This is a genomic window from Rhodococcus sp. NPDC057529 (genome assembly GCF_042802055.1).
Classification (GTDB): Bacteria; Actinomycetota; Actinomycetes; order Mycobacteriales; family Mycobacteriaceae; genus Rhodococcus_F.
Genome location: NZ_JBHVEY010000012.1, coordinates 154,663 through 160,583, shown reverse-complemented (window position 1 = coordinate 160,583; position 5,921 = coordinate 154,663). Strand labels below are relative to the sequence as shown.

General features: G+C 65.2%; 6 protein-coding genes. All 6 read right to left on the bottom strand.

Annotated elements, in window-relative coordinates; translation table 11 throughout:
- Window positions 1-150: 150 nt before the first annotated feature.
- Entirely contained in the window at window positions 151-1,095 is a 945-nt protein-coding gene (locus tag ACFU5V_RS24225; RefSeq protein ID WP_378702558.1) for a PDR/VanB family oxidoreductase, read from the bottom strand.
- Between the two features lie 12 nt (window positions 1,096-1,107).
- On the bottom strand, window positions 1,108-2,094 hold the full coding sequence (locus ACFU5V_RS24220; protein ID WP_378702556.1) for a Rieske 2Fe-2S domain-containing protein: 987 nt from the start codon (window positions 2,092-2,094) through the stop codon (window positions 1,108-1,110).
- A gap of 311 nt (window positions 2,095-2,405) precedes the next feature.
- On the bottom strand, window positions 2,406-3,116 hold the full coding sequence (locus ACFU5V_RS24215) for an ABC transporter ATP-binding protein (protein ID WP_378702554.1): 711 nt from the start codon (window positions 3,114-3,116) through the stop codon (window positions 2,406-2,408).
- Entirely contained in the window at window positions 3,106-3,903 is a 798-nt protein-coding gene (locus ACFU5V_RS24210) for an ABC transporter ATP-binding protein (protein ID WP_378702552.1), read from the bottom strand. The genes ACFU5V_RS24215 and ACFU5V_RS24210 overlap by 11 nt, the downstream gene beginning before the upstream one ends.
- The gene (locus ACFU5V_RS24205) at window positions 3,903-4,904 is read right to left on the bottom strand and encodes a branched-chain amino acid ABC transporter permease (protein ID WP_378702702.1); all 1,002 of its coding nucleotides are present in this window, start codon (window positions 4,902-4,904) and stop codon (window positions 3,903-3,905) included. Before ACFU5V_RS24205 ends, ACFU5V_RS24210 begins: the two co-directional genes overlap by 1 nt.
- Before the next feature lie 5 nt (window positions 4,905-4,909).
- Window positions 4,910-5,770, bottom strand: coding sequence for a branched-chain amino acid ABC transporter permease (locus ACFU5V_RS24200; protein WP_378702550.1), 861 nt, complete (start codon window positions 5,768-5,770; stop codon window positions 4,910-4,912).
- Window positions 5,771-5,921: the final 151 nt, after the last annotated feature.

Genomic DNA, 5,921 nt, shown 5'->3' with positions numbered 1-5,921 from the left:
CGCCCTGCACCCCGCACCTGCCCACCCCGCCTCCTCGCTTCGTCCACAATCCCTATCTCCCCACCCCGATGTCCCAACCCCCCCCGCCCCTCCCCCCGCTCCTCTCCCCCCCCTCCACCCTCCCCCCCCCCCCCCCCACGCCCGCCCTCATCACGGTGGCGGGATATCGAGAACGAGCCGTGGACAGGATGCTCGCGAGACGCAGATCAACATCGATCCTGCGGCGCGCTCGTCGGGAGTGAGCAGCGAATCCCGATGTACGACATCGCCCTCGAGGACCGTTGTCTCGCAGCTCCCGCAACTGCCCTCCTCGCAGGAGTACAGCACATCCGCGCCGGCGTCCAGTACTGCCTGCAGCACGGTCTGGTTCTCGGCCACCGGCACCACCGGGCCGTCGAATCCGAACTGCACCTCGAAGGCCTCGTTGTCCGTGGTCTCGAGGACGGTGTCGGCGCCGCTGAATCGCTCGAAGTGGAAGCTGCCCGACGGCCAGGCGTCGACGACGCCCCGAACGGCGTCGATGAGCCCGGGTGGGCCGCAGGTGTAGACCGCCGCCCCGACCAGGGGGCCGAGCAGTGCCGCGATATCCATCCGGCCCTGCTCGTCCTCGGGTATCACCTGGACGTGCTCGGACCATTGGTCGAGCCGGTCCAAGAACGCCATCGAATCTCGCGACCTGCCGCCGTAGAGCAGTGTCCACGGCGCTCCGGTGGCGGCGACCTTTTCGATCATCGGCAGGATCGGAGTGATACCGATCCCGCCGGCCACGAAGACGTACCGCTCCGCGTCGAGCAGTTCGAACCTGTTGCGGGGTCCGATGATAGTCAGTTCCGTTCCCAGGGAGAGACTTTCGTGCACCTCGCGCGATCCGCCTCGGCCGTCGGGCTGATCGAGCACGGCGATCAGATAGTCGCCTTGCTCCGGGCCGCACAAGGAGTACTGGCGGACCAGTCCCGACGGCAGCACGACGTCGATGTGCGCGCCGGGGGTCCATCCCGGGAGTGCGTTCTCACCTCGCAATTGCAGCGCAACGACGTCGGTGCCGTGGAGGTCCCGGTTGACCACACGGACCTGGTGGCTAGTTTGCTGAGTCATCGCTCGCGCCGCTCATGCGCCGTAGGGGCCGTCGACCTCGACGCTGGCCAACGCGGCGAGCCGCTGACGGTAGAGCAAGCTCGCCGCATCCGGGACCTTGATGTGCAGCTCCTCACGCAGTGAGGCGGGAAGGTTCTCGGGTCGCTGGCTCTGCACGATGACCCGGTCCTGCTCCATGATCTTGTTGGTGAAGTCGCCGAACTTGCTGTCGGGCTCGTCGTGCGAGTGGTTACGCACGATGTACACGAACAGTTCGGTGGTGGTCGCGGTCTGCGGCGAGGTGAACTGGGTAATGAACGTCTCGCGTCCGGTGCCGAGTTCGATCTTCTTCAGGTGGATGGTGAAGGGCACCACGAGGGTGTATTCGTAGCGCACCAACTGGGTGCCGTCGGCGCCGTAGAGGTCGCTGGGCTCTTCCTGCTCGAGCCAGTAGTGCAGGCCGTCCTCACGCTTCTCGACGGTGTAGGGCGCGATCTCGGCGTTGTCCTCGGTACCGAGCAGTCCCTCGTGCACGTAGGGGAAGTGCGAGAAGTCCATGAAGTTCTCCACCGCGCGGGAGGCGGAGGTCGTCCACACCTCGTTGTAGCTCATGAACGACTTCCACTCCGGCAGATCGAAGATGTCGCCGGGGAAGTCGGGGACGCCGTACTGCGGGTCCGCGATCGCCACCCACACCAGCCCGTACCGCTCCTGCACGTGGTAACGGAAAGCCTTCGCCGAGGGCGGGATCGGAGCATCGGCCGGACGGGACGGGATGCGGACGCATGCTCCGGAGCGGTCGTACTGCCACCCGTGATAGGGGCACACAAGCTTCCCGTCACGCACCCAGCCAAGTGACAACGCGGCGCCGCGGTGGATGCAGAGGTCGCGGAAGGCAGCCACCCCATCCGCATCGCGGTAGGCCACCACGTAGTCATCGAGGAGGGTAAACCGCCGCGGCTGTTCGACGACCTTGTCAGAGGTTGTCAGCGGATGCCAGAAGCGATTGAGAGCATTCACGGTATGACGCCTTTCGATCAAAATTGGGCTGTAACTCGAGCAAGAATGGGGTCGGAATCGGCAGCGGCTGCGGCTGCGAAACACGGCCGGCGCTCGCACTGGGGGGATTCAGATATATTGTGAAAAGAATCATAGCGTCCTAGCGCGCTTCTCACAAGGTCCAGTTGAGCGTTTCCGTGTTCGGCTTGCCTTATGCAGCAACGGATTCGAGGTATGAGGGTCGTGAAATCCCCTCCTTTGTCCGCGTTGTTCCACGCTGCCTCGCAACTGCCTACTGCGCAGTAATCAGCGTGTACAAACCTCCTCGGTCGTCATGACACTGCTCCGAAGAACAGTTCCTCCAGCGCGCCCTCGGCCAGCAGATCTTGCGCGGGGATGGCGGGAGCGAGGTCGCCGTCGGCCATGAAGTGCACACGGTCGACAGCGGGGAGGCAGATCCGCGGGTGTTCCTCGATCACCCACAGGACCCCCGCGCCTTCGTCGCGCAGGCGCAGGATGTCGGTGATTCGTTCGCGGACCACGATCGGGGCGAGCCCGGTGGTCAGTTCGTCGAGCAGCAACAGAGACGGCTTGCCCAGCAGTGCGCAGGCCACGGCGAGCATCTGGCGTTCGCCGCCGGACAAGGTGCTGGCGGCCTGGCGCTGGCGTTCCTGCAGGCGCGGGAATCGGTCGTAGATCAGCTCCGACTCCCGTCGCAGGTCGGCGACCGAGCCGCGGAAGGACACCTGCAGGTTCTCCGCGACCGACAGATCGGGGAAGACATTTCCCTGCTGCGGGACGTAGCCGATGCCGAGCGCGGAAATCCCTGTTTGCGGCAGTGTCGCGAGGTTGGTGCCGTCGAAGATCACGCTGCCGGCCGAGACGGGTAGTGACCGTGCGATCGCCTTGAGCAGTGTGCTCTTGCCGGCACCGTTCGGTCCGACGACGGCCACGATCTCGCCCCGTGCGACCTGCAGCGAAGCGCCGCGGACCACCTCGAGGGCGCCGTATCCGGTGACCAGATCCTTCACGTCAAGCAGCATCGGATTCCTCCACTCCGCCGAGGTAGATCTCGCGCACGCGTTCGTTACGTCCGATCTCCGTTGGTGTTCCCGAGGCCACGACGGCCCCGAATTCGAGGACGTGCACCATGTCGGCCAGGTCCAGCACGAATCCGAGGTTGTGGTCGATGACCAGCACACCGACACCGTCGGCGATGATGCCGCGGATCAGCTCCGAGAGGGTCTTGATCTGGTCCACCGCCATCGCCGCCGCCGGTTCGTCGAGCAGCAGCATCTTCGGTCCCATCGAAAGTTGCCGGGTGATCTCGACGAGCTTGGCGCTGCCCGGCGAGAGATCCGAGATCGCGGTGTCGGCGAGGTCTTCAATTCCGGCCAGCGCCAACTGGTCTCGTGCTGCGTCGAGGGCATCGACATGGGTGTGCTTGTCCTCGCGCCACCGCAGGAAGGGGCTCCATGGGTTCGCGAGCCCCTGACCGGCGATCGCCACTGCGACGTTCTCGGCGACCGTCATCGACGAGAAGCCCACCGGCGTCTGGAACGTCCGGACGATGCCGGCCTTGGCGACGCGGTGCGGTGACAGGCCGGTGAGATCAGTGTCGCCGAAGGTGATCGTTCCCGAATAGGGGGTGCCGAATCCGGAGATCAGGTTGAACAGGGTGGTCTTGCCGGCACCGTTCGGTCCGATCAATGCGGTGATCTTGGTGCTGTCGATGTCCAGTGTGACGTCCCGGACGGCATGTACGCCCCCGTAGGACTTGCTTACCTCGCGGATGGCCATGATCGGTGCCTCGGCATTGTGTTTCGACATCAGACTCGTTCGCCTTCCACTGCATCGAGATCTTGATTGATGTTCTCCCGCAGAAGTTCTGGACCTCGTTCGGTGTGCGGGATCCGGCGTTTCCGGTCGAACGCGCTGCGCTCGGAGAACAGGCCCGAGGGGCGCCACCGCAGCACGGCGATCAGGAGCACACCCACGAGCGCGGGCTGGACTGCGGCGAGCAGACCCGCGTGTGAGGGTGCGACCTCGACCAGCCGGACGGCCTCGCTCACCGCGGTCAGCAGCAGGGCGCCGACGACCGGTCCGATCCGACTGCCGAGGCCGCCGATGACCAGCGCGGCCCAGATCGTGAAGGTCATCGTGGCGCTGAAGGAGGACGGGACGACCGCACCGAGGAACCAGACGAAGGCCGGGGCGACGAAGAATCCGATCAGGAGTCCGACGAACGGGTAGGTCGACATCCGGAGCGCCTTGATCGAGTTCCCGGTCGCCATCGCGAGCGGTTCGTTGTCGCGCGCGGCTCGCAGCACCAGCCCGTACACCGATCCCGAGATCCGCGAGCACAGGAGGAAGACGACGGCGGTGAGCACCGCAGTGATCGCCAGCAGCAGGTACGGGTACAGGTCGTAGCGGACTGCCGATTCGAAGGGGCGTGCGATGGCGGTGATCCCGAAGGTTCCGCCGGTGAGGTCCTTGTTGAGAACGATCAGCTGCCTGATGATCTCGGCGAACGCGAAGGTGCTGATGAGGAAGTACTCGCCGCGCAGACGCAGGGCGGGCCATCCGATCAGCGCGGCGACCACCGCGGTGATCAGTGCCGCCCCGATCATCCCCACGATGATCGGCAGCCCGAGGCCGGGCACCATCGCATCGGGTTCACCGGTGAGCAGGACGTAGCTGTAGCCGCCGACGGCGATCAGTCCGGCGACGCCGAGGTCCCACATCCCACCCCATCCCGCCTCGAGGTTGAGGATCTGGGTCGCCATCGCATAGACCAGCGCCATCGTGGCGACGGTGGCCAGGAACGCCATCGAGATCACGCGATCGCCTCTTTTCTTGCCTGGAAGGAGAAGATTCCCTGGGGACGGACGAGGAGGACTCCGATGAGGAGGACGAACGCGATCACGGGCCGGAACGCCGTATCGACGACGAGGGCGCTGAGGTCCATGACCAGGCCGAGCAGCATCGCCGCGGCGACGACACCCAAGATGTTGCTCACGCCACCGAGTACCGCGGCAGCCAGCACGAGCAGGATGTAGGTCCAGCCGGCTTCGGTGGAGACCGAGCCGAGAATGCCCAGCATGATCCCGGCGATTGCTGCCAATCCGGAGCTGAGTGCCCAGACCACGGAACTGATGCGGTTGATCTGCACGCCGCGGATCTGCGCGAGTTCACGGTTGGAGGACACGGCCCGGATGCTCCGGCCCACGGCGGTCTTCGCCAGCAGAATCCACAGTCCGATCGCGATGATGGCCGCCACGAGCAGCAGGATCAGCTCGCCCGGGGCCACGGCGATGGGACCGAACTTGCGGGCGGTTCCGAGTTCGACGGGGAACGTCTTGATCTGTGTGCCGAAGATTGCCGTCATCGCGGCGTAGACCAGGAAGGCCAGACCGACCGAGGTGAACAGCATCACGTTGGCGCCCTGATGCTTGATGGGGTCGAAGAAGACCTTGCCGCAGAGGACGCCGAGACCGGCTGTCACGAGCACCGCTGCGGGGAAGGCGATCAGGGGCCCGACCAGTTGAGTCAGTGACAGTGCGATCAGTGCGCCGAGGGCCATGAACTGCCCGTGGGCGATGTGCAGGAAGCGCTCCGTGTTGCGGATCAAGGCGAAGCCGGAGGTCGCGACCGCGAGAATGGCACCCGTCAACAATCCAAAGAGTAGATTTTGCATGCTATTTCGTCCTCTCGGTCGCGGCGGGACGCAGCGACGCGTCGACTGCTACCGGGTCGCCGGCGACCCAGGCCCCATCACGGACCGTCATGATCGACAGCAATGGTGATTTGAGGGTTTCTAACCCCTTTAGGTCGAGTGTACTCTCAAC